Below are 16351 nucleotides of genomic sequence, written 5' to 3' on the forward strand. Positions count from 1 at the left end.
ATTAGTAAAATCCAATTTCGGAGAGAATAAATGAGTAATCTTGCAATTATTCCGGCAAGGGGTGGGTCTAAGGGTATTCCCAAGAAAAATATTAAAGAAATTGCAGGTAAGCCATTAATTGCCTGGAGCATAGAGCAGGCACTAAATTCTTCGAGTATTGAGCGCGTTATTGTTTCAACAGATTGTGAGGATATTGCTGCTGTAGCCAGGGAATATGGCGCAGAAGTGCCGTTCATGCGCCCTGCTCATCTCGCGAACGATACCGCCGCGACGGAACCTGCACTTTTGCATACCCTGGAATGGTTGGCTGAACACGAGAATTACCATCCAGACTATACCGTCTTGCTGCAGGCAACCTCTCCCGTACGTAAAGATGATGCGATTGATTCTGCAATCAAAAAGATTATCGATAAAAAAGCCGATTCATTACTGAGTGTATGTGAGTTTTGGCATTTCCTGTGGGAAAACGAAGACAATCCGAAAGCTTATTACGATTATTTAAACCGTCCGCGTCGGCAAGATATTAAGCCTGAAAATATCAAACTCAAAGAAAACGGTTCTATTTACGTTACGAGAAGTGACATTCTCCTCAGCACCGGTAATCGTCTTGGCGGTAAAGTCATTGCGCATAAGATGTCTGAAGAGGAAAGCTTTGAAATTGACACCCTGCTGGATTGGGCGGTTGTTGAAGTAATTTTGAAAAATTGGAGTGGGAGATAATTCATGTTAATCCAGAAAAAGATATCTGATTTTTTAGTGTTTGAAACAGAATCAATCATTAAAGCATTAGAAAAAATCAACTCGAACAAAAAGCGAATCATTTTTGTTGTCACTGAAGACGGCAAGCTGTGCGGCTCTTTTTCTGACGGTGATTTCCGCCGCTGGATCACTAATGGTGATTTCGATCTGAGTCGCGAAATGTCAGAAGTCATGAACCAGAACGTCCGCTATAAAAAAGTGGACGCGCCACGTAACGAGATTGACTCACTGTTTACGAATGGCGTTGACGTATTGCCGCTGGTTGATGACTATCGGCGTCTGGTCGCTGTGGCGCTGCAAAGCGAAAAAGGCCTGACGATCGGCAAGCATACCATCACTGAAACTTCGCCGACTTACATTATTGCTGAAATTGGCAACAACCATAATGGCGATATCAAGTTGGCTAAGCATCTGGTTGACCTGGCGGTTGACGCGGGGGCCGATTGCGTTAAATTCCAAATGCGTGACCTGAGCTCGCTATATAAGGGCGGCAACGATAAAGACAAATCAGCCGATCTGGGCGCGCAGTACACGCTGGATTTGCTAAGAAAATTCCAGTTGAGCAATGAAGAACTGATCGAAGTGTTCGATTACTGCAAGGAGAAGGGGTTGACCCCGCTATGTACCCCTTGGGATCTGAAGAGCCTTGAAGTACTGGAAAACTACGGTATGGAAGGTTATAAGGTCGCTTCCGCCGACTTCACCAACCACGAAATGTTGGCCGCGCTGGCTGCTACAGGCAAACCGCTGATTTGTTCTACCGGCATGTGCAGCGAAGCGGAAATCAAAAGCTCGGTTGATTTTTTGAAATCCAAAGGCGCCGAGTTTGTGATTCTGCATTGCAACTCAACGTATCCGACGCCGTTTAAAGACGTCAACCTGGCCTATATCAAGCGTCTGCAGCAGGTAACGGGTTGCCTGGTGGGCTATTCCGGCCATGAGCGCGGTATTTCCGTGCCGATCGCCGTTACTGCCTTGGGCGCACGCGTGATCGAGAAACACTTCACCATCGACAAATCTATGGAAGGCAATGACCATAAAGTGTCTCTTTTACCACCTGAGTTCAAAGAGATGGTTGTGCGCATCCGCGAAGTTGAAGAGTCCATGGGCAATGCCGGCGAGCGAACTATCACCCAAGGGGAAATGATCAATCGCGAAACTCTGGCGAAGAGTTTGATTATCAATCGCGATCTGAAAAAAGGTGAAATCATTACCCGCGAGATGGTAGAGGTGAAGAGCCCGGGCCAGGGTCTGCAGCCTCTGTATCTGGAGCAATTGGTCGGCAAGAAAGCCAATCGTGACCACGAAAAAGGCGGTTACTTCTACGAGTCAGATCTGAATGATGTAGCGATAGAGGCTAAGGACTATGACTTCAATCGTCCGTTCGGCATTCCTGTGCGCTATCATGATTACGGCAAGCTGAAGAATAAATCCAACCTGGATTTCGTCGAATTCCACCTGAGCTATCAGGACATGGAGCTGGATTTGACCGAATTTTTCTCCGGCGCTGAAGATATCGGTTTTGCGGTACATAGCCCAGAGTTGTTCGCCAACGATCATATTTTGGACCTGGCAACCGATGATCCTGCTTATCTTGCCCATTCGATCAAACAGTTGCAGCGTGTCTGTGATGTGACTCGCGCATTAAAGCAGTATTTCCCGAAAACTGAGCGTCCGGTCATCGTGGTGAATGCGGGTGGTTTCAATACCACTGGTTTCTTGCCGAAAGAGTCGCGTCAGGCGATGTACGAACGTATTGGTGCCGCTTTGGGGGAGATCAATCAAGAAGGCGTTGAAATTATCATCCAAACGATGCCTCCATTCCCATGGCACTTTGGTGGCCAGAGCTACCACAACCTCTTTGTCGATCCGGAAGAGATTAAAGCGTTCTGTGAAAAATACGGCTATCGTATTTGCTATGACACGTCGCACTCCATGATGGCTTGCAATTATTACCAATGGGATCTTCATGACTTCACCCAGAAAGTCGGCCCTTATACCGCGCACATGCATATTGTTGATGCATTGGGTGTGGATGGTGAAGGGGTTCAGATCGGTAAAGGTGATGTGAACTTTGACGAGTTGGCGGATGATCTGCGCCGCTATGCGCCGGGCGCGCAATTTATTCCGGAAGTGTGGCAGGGGCACAAAAACCAAGGGGAAGGGTTCTGGCATGCGCTTAACTTCCTGGAAAAGTATCTGTAAATGAGTAAAGCCATTATGGGGGCTGCGGCTTTGTCGATAGGGGATATTCTCGGCAAAGTCATCGGCTTCATCATATTGCCTTATTTGACAGCACACCTTGGCGCGTCGGGGTACGGCGCGCTGACTCTGTATTTGTCCGTTATTCAGATCTTGATCATTTTCATTTCGTTCAGTGGTCAAGGTTTGTTGCCGGTCAAATATATGCAGGAGGGGGAAGGGAGCTCCCTGGTGTTCCGCAGAGATAACATCACCTTGGCTGTCGCGTCGAGCGTGCTATTGGTGGCTATATTCTACATAGTCACACTGGTCACCAAGATCTCAGTTTCTTTCAGTGATGGTTTTCTGGTTGTTTTAGCTTCTCTGGCACAAGCGCTGAACTTTATCAATTTATCGCATTTGCGCATTAGTCAGACCTATAAAGTTGCGGCTATCGGTCAATTTTTGCTTTCCGCATTCAATGTTTTGTTCACGATCGCCCTTTTTGAAATGATAGCGGCGACGCCAGGACAACGTTTGATAGCGATCGCGGCATCATTTTTCAGCATTCAGTTAGCCTATGAGTTCTTTGTCTACCGGAAGAGAGCGGTTAAACGCAGCGAGCTCGAGCCGTCGCGTAAACGTTATAAGGAAATCATTAGCTATGGAGTATCCTTATTACCGCATCACGGTAGTTATTGGATTAAGTCATCGGTAGATCGTTTCTTTATCGCTCATTACATGAGCACTGCTGTTGTGGGGGTTTATGGCTTGGCATTCCAGCTAACCTCCATCGTTATGCTTTTTTTTGGTGTAATCAATCAGGCGTTCCAGCCATTTATTTACCGCAAACTTAAAGCGAACGATTTTCGAGGCGTGGAGCTTATTCAATATGGATACACGGCTCTGGTTATTGTCTCATGTGTTATTTATTTCTTTATTCTGCCGTTTGCTTTTCCATATTTATTTAATGCTGAATTCAATAGCGCAATTTATTACTTCAACATACTTTTGCCTGGGACTGCATTTTTATCGATTTATTATATTTTTACGCACTCACTGTTTTACTATCGTAAAAATAAATTAATATCGATTATTACTATGGGCTCGATGATTACGCATTTGATTGGTATCTTTGTCATCACCATGACGGAAATAAAAGTTGAGTATTTCTGCCTGGTTTATGCAATTTCCAGTTTTTATGCATGTGCAGTGACTTTTTATTGTGGCAAGCGACAGATCAGCATTGAGAGGAAAAGATGCTAGCAAGTCTTAAACGATGGTTGCGAAACTTACGTAAGCAGCGTTATCGCTCAAAAGTTATCAGAGTGGCTGAAAGCTGCGGCCGCGATCCGAAAGTCAATTTTTTAACTGTGGTTAATAACAAAACCCGGCTTGGCAACAACTTCAACTCTAATGGCTTGACGGTGGTCGGCAAGGGCAGGGTTGTTATTGGTGATAATTTCCATTGTGGTTTCGGCTGTGTGCTAATTACAGAAAATCATAATCATCATGGAAACGCTATTCCCTACGATAATACTTATGTGCTGAAGGACACGCACATAGGAGATAATGTGTGGTTAGGAATCAATGTCATTGTTCTTCCTGGCGTCAGCATTGGTGAGGGGGCGATTATCCAAGCCGGCAGCGTGGTGGTTAAAAATATAGAGCCTTACGCTATAGCCGGTGGCCATCCTGCCAAACCCTTTTCGCAACGTGATGTTGCTCATTATCTGCAGCTTAAAGCTGAAGGCAAATTCCATTGAACGGCAACTAAACATTCATGCCCGTAGCTTAATCGGATATTAGAAATATGAGTAAGTACATTGCGTATATCGAGTCACCGCTTCAGGCTTTTAATCTCATTGAATATCTTGATGCGAATGGCATCATGCTCGATCTGCTGATTGTCAATAAACGCTCGGCCAATTCCGCGTTGAATCATGGTCAGATCGTGTATCTGCTGAAGATGATTAAGCATCGCTCCTTGAAAACCATTGATGCTGAGGGGAATTTGGGCAATGCTTTTTACATTAAGCGGCAATTGAAGAGCGCGACTTCAGTAGTGAGTGCGAAGGAAACTGTCACTTTGATTGCCGGTGAGTACCGCGCCAGGGTTTTTTGGACTTTGGCGCATAAGTACCCAAAAAGGGATGTAGTTCTACTGGATGACGGTACGGCAACGCTCAGAATTAAACGTTACAATAATGTCACTACTCGGAGCATCGTAAAGTCGGTTTTCCTTAAGTCACTTGGCATGATCAATAATGAGCGCGAAAAAATAACCTTTTTCTCTGTGTATGACATTGAAGGCAATGTTTCAAAACGCGATGTGGTCATTAAACACAGTTACCAAAACTTTAAGGCTAAACTGGCCAGCCTTCCTGATGGCAAGAACAGAGTCTTCATCATAGGCACGCCGCTTTTTGAGGCGGGGGTAACGTCTGTTGATGATATTGATTTGACGCTTAAAATGATAAGCGATTTAAAGTCAAACCAGACTGATGCCGAACTGGTTTATATTCCTCATCGCCGCGAACGTGAAGAGAAAATAGAGGAAATCAGAAAGCATGTAGAGGTTCGTCGCTTGGATTTTCCCTTTGAGGTTTATCCGATTGTGGCTGGGGAGAACGTCAGGTCTATAGCCGGTTTTTATTCATCATTGTATGATAATCTTGTGAAGATATACGATGAAAAAATAAAAATAACCGCTTATGTTCTCGATGAGAAAGTTTTGTCGCCAGAGTGGATCGGATTCGTCGGCGCAATTTATAAAAACTATGAGAGTTATGAAAACGCGGACATTACGCTGATTAAAAACAAGCTTTAACCTTATAAATTATATTTTGGTGATGGGAATGAGGATTGCTTTAATTAACACGCTTTATGCTCCTTATAAAATAGGTGGTGCTGAGGTATCAGTCCAACTATTGGCTGAAAGTTTGCAACGGGCCGGGCATGAGGTTGGTGTATTTTGTCTTCATGAACTTGATGAGGTAAAGTATGACACACTTAATGGTGTGCATATTACCTATTTACCTCTCAAGAATGTGTACTGGCCGTTCAAGGCATCAGCTGCAAGCAAATTAAAAAAAGCGGTGTGGCACCTACTCGATTCTTATAATCCATTTATGGCCCGAGCCATGCGCAACGAACTACGCAAGTTTTCTCCGGATGTGGTGCATACCAACAACCTCAGCGGGTTTTCCGTTGCTGCGTGGCGAGTGGCCAAGAAGCTGGGGGCGCGCGTGGTGCATACGACTCGCGATTATTATCTATTCCACCCCAATGGCACGTTGTTTAAACATGGCCAAAATATGGATGTACAGTCGCCTGCAGTGCGCATCACCTCTTATTTAAAGAAAAAAGCCAGTCAGCGCGTGGATGCTTTTGTTGGTATAAGTAAATATATTTCCGCCTTGCATCAGGGAAATGGATTTGCTCGCAACGCGGTGCATACGCATATCTACAATCCTGTCGCGGCGATAGACTACGTACCGACCGTCAGCGAAAAGGTCAGGATCGGTTTTGTCGGTCGTCTCACCGAAGACAAAGGGTTTGATGAGTTTTGTGCTCTGGCAAAACAGGCCAGCGGCGATCCTCAGGTTGCATTCTACGCCGCCGGCAGATTCAACGGTGACGCTTCTGGCGAGAAGTTGAAGGGGTTGGCGTTGGAAGCAGGCATTCATTTGCTTGGCTTTATCAAGATTGAAGAGTTTATGACGCAGATTGACGCCGTTGTTTTACCGACGCGGTGGAATGAACCCTTTGGGCGGACAGTTGCGGAATCAGCCATCTCTGGTAAGGTTGTGTATACGTCTTTCAATGGTGGAGTGGCTGAAATCGCCGCTTTTTACGATAACATTTTCGAGCTAAAAGATTTTTCTGTCGCTAGTGTGGTAAGCGTCGTTAGAGAAAATAACAATAAATCGCGTCGTTCGTTTTTTGAACTGGAAAAAATAACCGATGCCTATGAGAGTATGTATAGAGGATCATAATGAGAGTATCGACAAAGTCGCTGGTTGTTTTTCTTTTGCTGACGTACATGGCATTGCTCTCATTGAACGGCGTCGTGACCGTCGCTGCGTATATGTCGACCAGGGCACTTTTGTTATATAAAGACTTTTTTGCCATGGCAGTTCCAGTTTTCGTACTAATACTACTTTTTGCGCGTAATCCTACCGTATCAAAACAGTGTAGAAGCGTATTGGTCTTTTTCTTGTCAATGGTAGTCTTCTCGTTAGTTTATATTCTTTTTAGTATGATTGCCGGAAGATTTGATTTCTTCCGTTCTATAGTTCAGTTTCGCTTAGAGTTGCTTACATTCGGTTCTTTTTTCTTCGCGGCTGTTTTACTTCTTTTCGAATATAATGAACGTGTCGAAATTGTTAATAAAATCATCAAGTACTATATTTTCTTTGCCGTATTGAATGCGCTTTTTGCAGTCGCCGAGTCCAGCTTGGCAGGCCTGCTTTATGCGCTAATCGGTTTTGACCCAGGCCCACAGTTGACACAGTTTGGTAAAGAATATGGTCTTCTGCTGCGCACTATCCAAGGTCAATTACGTGCTTTTGGTTTGCTCACCGGGCCATTCAGCCTCAGTGAATATCTGTTCTTTGCACTGGTGTTATCGCCTTATGTAAGCGTAAAACATCGCAAAAAGTATATTCTTCTCACTATGGTAGGGATCGCATTTTCAACATCGAAAACGGCGATCATTATGGCGCTGCTTTATATCATGTTCCTGATGTTGAGACGCTTTTTCTCTCAACGTTTTAGCTTGAACTCAGTTACCATGGTAACGATGGTCTTGTCACTGTTCTTTTATATTACAACAACCAATTACAGTATTTATGAGATGATATTTCCGAAGGAGAATGCTTACGCGGAGAACAGCATTTTACTTCGTACAGTCAATATAGAGGCCGTGCGAGCTGACAGTGAATATTCGCCATTTATCGGTGCTGGGTATGCTGTGAATGGCAACGCAGTGATTGGTGATGATAATACGAACTCAATCCCGCTTGACAGTATGTATATCTACATGTTGTCGAATTACGGGAATGTCGGCATTATTATTCTTGTTATCGTTGCGTCGGTTATTCTTGGCATTCTTTATCAACGTACTCGTCTTGGCCTTAACCCCAGTATTTACCTATACTGGATGATCTCGCTATCGATGAACTTTGTTTATAATAATCCGTTGACAAACTATCCAGGCTACATATTCCCAATCATTATCTCAATCTTGTTATTGTCGATTAGAACGCCCGAGACGGGGGCCGTGAGTCGGTCAAAGAAGAATGCAGACTATATTCAATCGCTACATTGACGCGATATTATTTAAAGTTACGAGGTAATTAATGATCTATGTCAATGCGCGATTTTTAACGCAGGATTTGACAGGTGTTCAGCGGTTTGCTCAAGAAATATGTCTTGCGCTGAGTAAAATTAGGCATGATGTCATTTTTGTATCGCCACCTAATATTATTCATCACGATATCGCGTCGCAATTGAATGTTCAGGTAGTGGGTAAGAAAAGTGGCCACTTTTGGGAGCAGTTGGAGCTTCCTGCTTTTTTAAGGAAAAATAAAAGTCCGCTTCTCATTAACCTTTGTAACACGGCACCGATCTTTTATTGTAATAAAATTGTTACTCATCACGACATTATATATAAACGCTATCCGCAAAGTTACTCTGCAAAATTTCGTTTCGTTTATAATAATCTAGTCCCTCTGATGCTACGTCACAGTAAGGCGTTGATCACGGTTAGTGAGTTTTCTAAAAAAGAAATTAGCCAGGCGTTTGACTACCCATTAAACAATATTTACGTAATCTATAATGCGGTCTCTGAGCAGTTTAAACCCGCTGCGCCAGTATCCGATACAGAGCGCCCCTATTTATTGGCTGTTTCGTCTCCAAATTATCACAAAAACTTTCATGGTCTGATTGCCGCTTTCTCTAAAATGGCAAACAGCCAGGATGTAACACTGAAAATTATTGGAGCCGCCAATAAGAACTTCGCGGATGTGGGGTTTTCGACAAAAGAAGCTGCGGCGAACGATAACATACAGTTTTTGGGGCGAGTGAGCGATCAACAGCTTGTCGAACTCTATTCTCATGCTCGTGCCTTTGTGTTTCCTTCTTTATATGAAGGGTTTGGCATTCCTCCGTTAGAAGCACAGGCCTGTGGCTGCGCGGTAGTATCGTCCAATCGCGCTTCTTTGCCCGAGGTGTTGTTGCAGAGTGCATTGTACTTTGAGCCGGAGAATATCCCGGAAATGCAACAGGCACTGGAGCGGATTATACAGGATGAAGCGTTGCGCCAAACTTTAATCGCTGAGGGTTTTGAGAATGTCAAACGTTTCGATTGGATGCGTTCGGCTTCAGCGTTGAGCGAGATAATGACGAGAGCTATGCAATGAAAAAAAAAGTGCTGCATGTTGCCGAAACAGTGAAAGGTGGCGTCGCTACGGTAATTAGACAACTTGTACAGCAAAATGATGAATTTGATTTTTACTGTGTGTTGCCCGATAGCCAATACCGCGAGATCGGGGCTTTCCCTGATGAAAAAATGAAGGTGTTTTCGCGCTCCGGGAGAAATATCCCTTCATTTATCTCTTTGGCTATTAACTATATCCAGTTAGTGCGTAAAGAAAAACCGGATGTCATTCACGTCCACAGTACTTTTGCAGGGGTTGTTTGCCGGTTGTTAACGCCATTGGTAAGAATGACGTGCAAACCCAAAATTATTTATTGCCCACACGCTTTTTCTTTCCTGATGGACACATCAGAAAAGAGAAAAAAGGTCTATGCCAAGATAGAGAAAGTACTGCAAAAGAATACCGATGTGATCATCTGTACCAGCGAATATGAGAAAAGAACGGCACTGATGGCCGGAATGGATCCGGGTAATTTGACCGTGGTTTATAACGGCGTAGAGCCTCCTGTCGCGTTGCCCGATGAGACTAACCCTTATTATCAAGATAAAATCAATATATTGTTTGTTGGCCGCTTTGATTACCAAAAAGGATTTGATTTGGTTCAGCAGATTGCCGATAAACTGGATGACAGATTTTTAATCACGATCGTCGGCGGCAATGTGCATGCGAAAGAACAACCCGCGCCTCATGTCCGAATGGACTTTAAAGGCTGGTTGACGCCTTCAGCGATGGCTCCTTATTTCACTTATGCGGATGTGTTGTTGATGCCAAGCCGCTGGGAATCGTTCGGCCTTGTCGCCGTTGAGGCAGAGAGCTATGGGTTGCCTGTGGTCGCCAGCCGCTGCAGTTCATTGCCGGAGGTGGTGAATGAAGGTGTTACGGGCTATCTGTTTACGACCAATGCAGCTGATGAGGCCGCTGAAATACTGAGTACTCGCGACAAGCGCGATTGGGGTGCAATGAAAGCAGACTGTGTCGATTTCTACAATGCTAATTTCACTTCAGAAAAAATGGTATCCAATACCTACCGTCTTTACAGATAATCGATACATCCACGTTTTTTGGAATGAAAATAACTTTTTTTTCCTATTATATTTAATCGGTGAGAGTAAAAATGAGTAACCTTTATCCTGTTATTATGGCTGGGGGAACAGGAAGTCGCCTGTGGCCGCTTTCTCGTGAGTTATTTCCCAAACAGTTTTTAGCACTGTGCAACGAGTTTTCCATGTTGCAAACAACGGTCATGCGGCTTAAAGGGTTAGACATTATTGATCCTCTTGTTATATGTAACGAAGAGCATCGTTTTATCGTGGCTGAACAGCTACGACAAATAACGCGTTTGTCACATAATATTATTCTGGAGCCGGTAGGGCGTAATACCGCGCCGGCGATTGCGCTCGCCGCTTTGCAGGCCGTTTCCAGCGGTGACGATCCGCTGATGTTGGTATTGGCCGCGGATCACGTCATTCAGGACGAAGAGATTTTCCGCGACGCGGTGAATCAGGCTATTCCTTATGCTGAAGCGGGTAAACTGGCTACTTTCGGCATAGTACCGACGGGCCCGGAAACGGGCTATGGGTATATTCAAAAAGGTACCAGTATCGACGGTTCCAGTATTTGCGGCGTTTCACGGTTCGTTGAAAAACCTGATCTTGATACTGCGCAGCAGTATCTGACCAGCGGTGAATATCTCTGGAATAGCGGTATGTTCTTGTTCAAAGCCAGCCGTTACCTGGAAGAATTGGGTCGCTTCCGCCCAGATATTTTGGACGCGTGTAAGCTGTCGCTCGCGCATCTGACCCCCGATATGGACTTTATCCGCGTTGATCGAAACGCTTTCATCGCATGCCCGGATGAGTCTGTCGATTATGCCGTGATGGAACAGACTGCAGATGCTGTCGTCGTGCCTCTGGACGCGGGGTGGAATGACGTCGGATCATGGTCTGCGTTGTGGGAAATCAGCGAAAAAGACACAAAAGGGAACTCTACTTTCGGTGATGTTCTTGAGCATAACTGTTCAAATAACTACATTCGCGCGGAGCATAAATTGGTGGCCGCTGTTGGGGTGAACAATCTGGTTGTGGTTGAAACCAAAGACGCCGTGTTGATTGCCGATAAAGATAAAGTGCAAGACGTGAAGGAAATCGTCAATCAGCTGAAACGGCAAAAGCGCTCCGAAAGCAAACAGCACCGTGAGGTTTATCGTCCATGGGGCAAACATGATGCGATTGCGCAAGGCGATCGCTTCCAGGTTCGCCGCATTACCGTGAAGCCTGGTGAGAAATTGTCCTTGCAGATGCATCATCATCGCTCGGAACACTGGGTAGTGGTGTCAGGCACCGCCAAAGTGCATACCAATGGAAAAATGCAACTCATCAGTGAAAACGAATCCATTTATATCCCTCTTGGGGTTGAACATTCTCTCGAAAACCCGGGAAAAATCCCGTTGGATTTGATTGAGATTCAATCGGGTGCCTATTTGGGCGAGGACGATATCGTGCGAATCGGCGATTCCGCTCAGCATAATTAAGAATTTTGGTGCGGCGGATATTTGAGCCGCATCGCTGTATTTACATTTGGTAAGGATCTCAATATGTCTCAATCATTGACTTGTTTCAAAGCATACGACATTCGCGGGCAACTAGGTGAAGAACTGAACAGCGATATCGCCTATCGTGTCGGCCGTGCCTATGGAGAGTTTTTGCAACCTCAAAGCGTTGTCGTCGGGGGAGACATTCGTTTGACCAGCGAGGAACTAAAACTCGCGTTGGCTGAGGGGCTACGCGATGCTGGGGTTAATGTTCTGGATATTGGCGTCAGTGGGACTGAAGAAATCTATTTTGCCACTTTCCACTTAGGTCTCGATGGTGGCATCGAAGTGACGGCCAGCCATAATCCTATGAATTACAATGGAATGAAGCTGGTGCGCAGCCAAGCCAAGCCGATCAGCGGTGATACCGGTTTGCGCGATATTCAGCGCCTGGCGGAAAATAACAGCTTCGCTGCGGTTGATCCGGCCAAGCGCGGTAGCTACGAAAAAATATCGATTGAAAAAGAGTATGTGGATCATCTGCTGGGCTATGTGAATACGGCTAACTTCAAACAGTTGAAGCTGGTGGTCAACTCCGGTAACGGCGCGGCCGGTCACGTCATCGATGCTATCGAATCGCGTTTCAAGCAGCTTCAGGTGCCGGTTGAGTTTATCAAGGTTCATCACCAGCCTGACGGCAATTTCCCCAACGGGATCCCTAACCCGTTGCTGCCGGAATGTCGGGAAGATACGGCGCAAGCCGTGCGCCAGTATAAGGCGGATATGGGGATCGCGTTTGACGGTGATTTCGATCGCTGCTTCTTGTTCGATGAGAACGGTGGATTCATTGAAGGTTACTATATCGTTGGCCTGCTGGCCGAGGCGTTTCTGGAGAAAGACGGCGGGGCGAAAATCATCCATGACCCACGCTTGAGCTGGAACACCATTGATGTGGTCAAGCAGGCGGGCGGAGTGCCGGTGATGTCGAAAACTGGCCATGCATTCATTAAAGAACGTATGCGCCTGGAAGACGCCGTATACGGCGGCGAGATGAGTGCCCACCATTACTTCCGCGACTTTTCATATTGCGATAGCGGCATGATCCCATGGCTGTTGGTTGCTGAGTTGCTGTGCATTAAAAACAAGACGCTCGGGGAGTTGGTCGGGGATCGTATGATCGCGTATCCAGCATCGGGTGAAATTAATAGCAAACTGCAAAATCCAAAAGCCGCGATCGAAAGAGTATTAAATCGCTATCGGCCTACGGCGCTGGAATTTGACACGACCGATGGCATTAGTCTGGAATTTGCAGATTGGCGATTTAATTTACGCAGCTCGAATACTGAGCCGGTGGTGCGTTTGAACGTCGAGTCGCGAGCCAATCCTGCACTGATGCAGAAGAAAACAGAGGAAATACTGGCCTTGCTTCGAAGCTGATCTCTGGTTTTAAAGCTATATTCTAATGCTGGGTGGGCGGTATACGGCCCAGCATTGCGGAGTGATATAGGTACCAGAGAAAACTAACAAAAGGCATCTATACTATGATAGTTAATAGGCAGTTATCTATGAACGGTTTCCGTCGGGGTGTGTTGCATACTAATGCGTCTCTTACTTCAATGCTTCAGCGCTTCTCTGATATTTTCGTTATCTTTAGCGGATTGTACTTATCCTGCTTAATCTCCGGTGCCGCATTCAGCATGCAGCACTGGATTATGGTATTAATTTCGATCGTCATCTTCCAAATGATTGGTGGTATCACTGATTTTTATCGATCATGGCGTGGTGTGCGTGCGGGGCTGGAAATCCAGCTCATTTTGCAAAACTGGTCGTTGAGCCTGCTGTTGACGTCGGGCACGGTGGCGTTGATAAATGTGTTCAACAACGAATATTCCATTTATATCCAATGGTATCTGTTGGTGTGCTGCGGTTTGATCATTACGCGCAGCGTGATCCGGCTGCTCTTGGGATACATGCGCAATATTGGTTTCAATACCCGTAATGTGGCCATCATGGGGGCGATGCCCGTCGGCATTCGCCTGGCAGAGTCTTTGCGTGATGCTCACTGGATGGGATTTAAAGTGTTGGGCATTTACGACAATGATAATTCTCCATTGAATAGCAAGATTGAGCGCTGTGGCGACTTGTCTCAACTCGTCAGCGATGCAAAATGTGGGCGTATTGATCGGGTATATATCGCAATGTCGATGGAGCAGGAAAAATTGATCAAAGATACGATTGCGGATCTTTCTGATACGACCTGCTCAGTGATGCTGATTCCTGATATCTTTACGTTCAATATATTACAGTCGCGTTCTGAAGAAATTAATGGCGTCCCTGTCGTTTCATTGTTTGATACCCCGATGAGCGGGATTAATCAGGTGATTAAGCGTATTGAAGACATCATTCTGTCAATATTTATTCTGCTGTTCATATCTCCGGTTCTACTGCTGATCGCCGGTATGGTTAAGTTTACCTCTACCGGTCCGATCATCTTCAAACAAAGGCGTTATGGCATGGATGGTAAGGCTATCGAGGTATGGAAGTTCCGTTCGATGACCGTGATGGAAGATGGCGATAAAGTCGTTCAAGCGAAAAAAGGGGACTCGCGTTTAACACCGGTCGGCGCCTTCTTGCGGCGCACCTCGCTGGATGAACTGCCGCAGTTTGTCAATGTATTGAAAGGCGACATGTCGATCGTAGGTCCAAGGCCGCATGCCGTGGCACATAATGAGCAGTATAGAAAGTTGATCAACGGCTATATGCTGCGCCATAAAATGAAGCCAGGCATTACGGGATGGGCCCAAATCAACGGTTGGCGTGGCGAGACGGATACGTTGGAAAAAATGCAAAAGCGCGTTGAGTTCGATTTGGACTATATCCGTAACTGGAGCGTTTGGTTGGACATTAAAATCGTCTTCCTGACCATTTTCAAAGGATTCATTAATAAAGCGGCGTACTGAGGTTTTCTCCGAGCGTCGCGCCCGGGAAATGCGGATTTCCTGATCTCTGGGGTATTGAGACGATTCATTTTTCTTTTAAAACTGGAGGTCAGATGTTGACTAAATCAAGCCGTAAACGGATGCGTCGCCAGGGACCTGCCGCATCGCTGGCTCTCGCATTGCCGCTGATGTTCATCAGTGCGAATGCGTTGGCTTTCGAAGTCGGGGTGCATGCGCATTTTCGCTGGTATCCCAACGATCCGGATAAATATTTGGAGCTGATCAAGCGATACGGTTTCACGTCGTATCGTGCGGATTTTCCCTGGAGCGGGTTGGAACAGCAAAAAGGGCAGTATGTCATAACCGGCAATATGCAAAAGGCTGACCAAGCGTTTAACGATGCTCAGGCGAAATTCGGTCTGAATGGGTTATTAGTATTGGCGTACGGTAACAAGCTTTACGATCCATCGGGTTATCCAACCACCCCTGAGGCCATTCAGGCTTTCGCCAATTATGCGTATTGGACAGCGTCTAAATACAAGGGCAAGATCAAGTATTACGAGATCTGGAACGAATGGACGAATGCCACTGCAATTAAGCCAAAGCCGCGGACGCCTCCGCCGCCGGAAGTTTTCGTCGCGCTGGTGAAAGCAACGGCGGCTGCGGTGAGAAAAGCCGATCCCAACGCAATTGTCATTACGGGAACGGCTAACCCAACAGGCACTCGCGATCCTTCCTGGGTTGATAACATCGTTAAACTCGGCGTGTTGAATTACGTTGATGGCTTCTCTATCCACCCTTACTCGTATGGCAACGATAATTACGCTATACGGGCCCCTGAGGGGAACCTCGGCGTCGTGGATAAATTTGAGGCCCGGCTTGCAAAGGCAGCAGGTAAGACGGTGCCGATTTATATCACGGAAATTGGCGTGCCAACCTATGACGGTAAAGGCGGGTTATCAAAAGATGTGGCCGCGCAATATGTGGTGAAATATACCTTCCTGGCCAAATCGCGTCCCTTTATTAAGGGGGTATGGTGGTACGATTTGCTCGATGATGGCGACAACCCGAAAATCAACGAACATCGATTTGGGTTGCTGACGCGGAACGGCCAACCAAAGCCGTCGATGCTGGCTTTAAGTCAGGTGGCAGATGTTGCGCGATCCTATTCCGTCGAAAAATATCAAGTGCTGCCGGGCGGGAAAATCTCCATAGCCCTGAAAGGCAATAATCAGCATGCGATGCTTTTCTGGCAGGAAAAACCGGTGAGCCAACCTGCAAGCGGCATTTCTTCAAGCCTGCGCAGTTTTATGTCTGCTGAAGCTCCGCAAAACCAAAGTGCCACACCGCTCAAAGAGGTTCAGGGGAATACGGCCGCGCCCGATGGTGATGTACCGGTAATGATGCGCTCCAGTGCCCCTATAGCATCGCCTTGGTAGGCTATCGAGAGCGCCGTACGCGCCGTGAATAAAAAACCGCAAGCTTAATAAGCTTGCGGT

Annotated in this window: 13 protein-coding genes; all 13 read left to right on the top strand. The window is 46.1% G+C overall.

The features are described 5' to 3' along the window. Nucleotides 1-30: 30 nt before the first annotated feature. The 13 genes from ACJ8QF_RS03300 to ACJ8QF_RS03360 all read left to right on the top strand — a co-directional run bounded on the left by ACJ8QF_RS03300 (nucleotide 31) and on the right by ACJ8QF_RS03360 (nucleotide 16291). Nucleotides 31-720, top strand: a complete 690-nt coding sequence (locus tag ACJ8QF_RS03300) for an acylneuraminate cytidylyltransferase family protein (protein WP_275095631.1) — start codon at nucleotides 31-33, stop codon at nucleotides 718-720. Between the two features lie 3 nt (nucleotides 721-723). Continuing rightward, nucleotides 724-2964, top strand: coding sequence for an N-acetylneuraminate synthase family protein (locus ACJ8QF_RS03305; protein ID WP_442537257.1), 2241 nt, complete (start codon nucleotides 724-726; stop codon nucleotides 2962-2964). Next, a complete protein-coding gene (locus ACJ8QF_RS03310; RefSeq protein WP_089184394.1) occupies nucleotides 2965-4206 on the top strand; it encodes an oligosaccharide flippase family protein in 1242 nt (413 codons plus the stop codon). Beyond that, entirely contained in the window at nucleotides 4200-4706 is a 507-nt protein-coding gene (locus tag ACJ8QF_RS03315) for an acyltransferase (protein ID WP_071525944.1), read from the top strand. The genes ACJ8QF_RS03310 and ACJ8QF_RS03315 overlap by 7 nt, the downstream gene beginning before the upstream one ends. Nucleotides 4707-4753: 47 nt before the next feature. Beyond that, nucleotides 4754-5770: a polysialyltransferase family glycosyltransferase gene (locus tag ACJ8QF_RS03320; protein WP_280630749.1), complete on the top strand. Its 1017-nt coding sequence runs from the start codon at nucleotides 4754-4756 to the stop codon at nucleotides 5768-5770. A gap of 28 nt (nucleotides 5771-5798) precedes the next feature. Next, a complete protein-coding gene (locus ACJ8QF_RS03325) occupies nucleotides 5799-6938 on the top strand; it encodes a glycosyltransferase family 4 protein (protein ID WP_280630748.1) in 1140 nt (379 codons plus the stop codon). Beyond that, nucleotides 6938-8272, top strand: coding sequence for an O-antigen ligase family protein (locus ACJ8QF_RS03330; protein ID WP_275095636.1), 1335 nt, complete (start codon nucleotides 6938-6940; stop codon nucleotides 8270-8272). Before ACJ8QF_RS03325 ends, ACJ8QF_RS03330 begins: the two co-directional genes overlap by 1 nt. Before the next feature lie 31 nt (nucleotides 8273-8303). Further along, nucleotides 8304-9365: a glycosyltransferase family 4 protein gene (locus tag ACJ8QF_RS03335; protein WP_275095637.1), complete on the top strand. Its 1062-nt coding sequence runs from the start codon at nucleotides 8304-8306 to the stop codon at nucleotides 9363-9365. Next, a complete protein-coding gene (locus ACJ8QF_RS03340; protein WP_275095638.1) occupies nucleotides 9362-10426 on the top strand; it encodes a glycosyltransferase family 4 protein in 1065 nt (354 codons plus the stop codon). The genes ACJ8QF_RS03335 and ACJ8QF_RS03340 overlap by 4 nt, the downstream gene beginning before the upstream one ends. A 71-nt stretch (nucleotides 10427-10497) precedes the next feature. After that, nucleotides 10498-11913 carry a mannose-1-phosphate guanylyltransferase/mannose-6-phosphate isomerase gene (locus ACJ8QF_RS03345; RefSeq protein ID WP_028127955.1) on the top strand — a complete coding sequence of 472 codons (1416 nt, stop codon included), beginning with the start codon at nucleotides 10498-10500 and terminating at the stop codon, nucleotides 11911-11913. Nucleotides 11914-11976: 63 nt separating this feature from the next. Further along, a complete protein-coding gene (gene cpsG / locus ACJ8QF_RS03350) occupies nucleotides 11977-13350 on the top strand; it encodes a phosphomannomutase CpsG (RefSeq protein ID WP_275095639.1) in 1374 nt (457 codons plus the stop codon). 128 nt (nucleotides 13351-13478) lie between these two features. After that, entirely contained in the window at nucleotides 13479-14873 is a 1395-nt protein-coding gene (gene wcaJ / locus ACJ8QF_RS03355) for an undecaprenyl-phosphate glucose phosphotransferase (protein ID WP_049299854.1), read from the top strand. A gap of 92 nt (nucleotides 14874-14965) precedes the next feature. After that, entirely contained in the window at nucleotides 14966-16291 is a 1326-nt protein-coding gene (locus ACJ8QF_RS03360) for a cellulase family glycosylhydrolase (RefSeq protein WP_050487525.1), read from the top strand. Nucleotides 16292-16351 lie beyond the last annotated feature (60 nt).

This window comes from Serratia sp. CY81684 (genome assembly GCF_052166595.1).
Lineage (GTDB): Bacteria > Pseudomonadota > Gammaproteobacteria > Enterobacterales > Enterobacteriaceae > Serratia > Serratia nematodiphila.